Origin of the sequence: Nocardia carnea (genome assembly GCF_029868855.1) — a bacterium.
Classification (GTDB): Bacteria; Actinomycetota; Actinomycetes; order Mycobacteriales; family Mycobacteriaceae; genus Nocardia; species Nocardia carnea_A.
The window spans coordinates 1-1,387 of record NZ_JARWOV010000034.1 but is presented as its reverse complement, the minus strand read 5'-3'; the positions used below and the strand labels follow the sequence as shown (position 1 = coordinate 1,387).

1 protein-coding gene is annotated in these 1,387 nt (G+C 62.9%); it reads left to right on the top strand.

The features are described from left to right. The first annotated feature begins 65 nt into the window (after positions 1-65). Positions 66-1,349 carry an IS256 family transposase gene (locus QH195_RS02730; protein ID WP_280434218.1) on the top strand — a complete coding sequence of 428 codons (1,284 nt, stop codon included), beginning with the start codon at positions 66-68 and terminating at the stop codon, positions 1,347-1,349. The last annotated feature ends 38 nt before the right edge of the window (positions 1,350-1,387 follow it).

Genomic DNA, 1,387 nt, shown 5'->3' with positions numbered 1-1,387 from the left:
GGGACTGTGGATTTAAGGGTGTTTCCGGCCTGAGTCGCTGACCGGATGGTCAGCGGGAAGGTGCCGTGATGACGACACTTGATGCTGTGGCGAAGAAGAAGGCCGAAGCCTCGGCCGAGCAGCTGGCAGCGGCGGAGCTGGTCCGGATGGCGAAGGAACAGGGTCTGTCTCTGACCGGGCCGGAGGGGCTGCTTCAGCAGTTCACCAAGACCGTCCTCGAGACAGCACTGAACGAGGAGATGACCGAGCACCTGGGATATGAACCGAACCAGGCGCCCGAGGACAGGGACTCGGGCAACGTCCGGAACGGGACCCGGTCGAAGACGGTGCTGACCGAGACGACTGGCCCGGTCCCGATCGAGGTGCCCCGCGACCGGGACGGCAGCTTCGAGCCCCAGATCGTCAAGAAGCGACAGCGGCGCTTGACCGGGGTCGATGAGATCGTGTTGTCGCTGTATGCGAAAGGATTGACTACCGGGGAGATCTCGGCGCATTTCGCGGAAATCTATGGCGCGTCGGTGTCGAAGGAAACGGTCTCGCGGATCACCGACAAGGTGGTCGCGGAGATGCAGGAATGGTCCAGTCGGCCCCTCGACGAGGTCTATGTCGCAATCTTCATCGACGCCATCGTGGTCAAGATCCGAGACGGCCAAGTCGTCAACCGGCCGATCTATGCCGCGATCGGAGTCACCGTGACCGGCGAAAAGGACATCCTCGGACTCTGGGCCGGCGCCGGTGGCGAGGGCGCGAAATTTTGGATGAGCGTGCTCACCGAGATCCGTAACCGCGGGGTGAAAGACGTGTTCTTCCTGGTCTGCGACGGTTTGAAAGGCCTGCCGGAAGTGGTGGGGAATGTGTGGCCGCTGGCCACTGTCCAGACCTGCATCATCCATTTGATCCGAAATACGTTCCGGCTGGCCGGTCGCCAGGACTGGGACGCGCTGAAGCGGGACGTGAAACCGATCTATACCGCGGTCAACGCCGAGGCCGCCCGGGCAGCGCTCGACGAGCTGACCGAGCGGTGGGGCAAGAAATACGGGGCGATTGTGCGGTTGTGGAACAACGCGTGGGAGGAGTTCATCCCGTTCCTCGACTACGACGTCGAGATCCGGCGGGTGATCTGCTCGACCAACGCGATCGAGTCCTTGAACGCTCGATACCGGCGGGCGATCAAGGCGCGCGGTCATTTCCCCACCGAGCAGGCCGCGCTGAAATGCCTGTATCTGGTGACTCGTTCGCTGGATCCGACCGGTGCCGGTCGGGCACGATGGATGATGCGCTGGAAGCCTGCGGTCAACGCGTTCGCGATCACCTTCGCCGACCGCTGGCCCGACGCCCGAACCTACTGAGAGAAACCGCCGGAAACACCTTTAGCGAGATAGTCCCG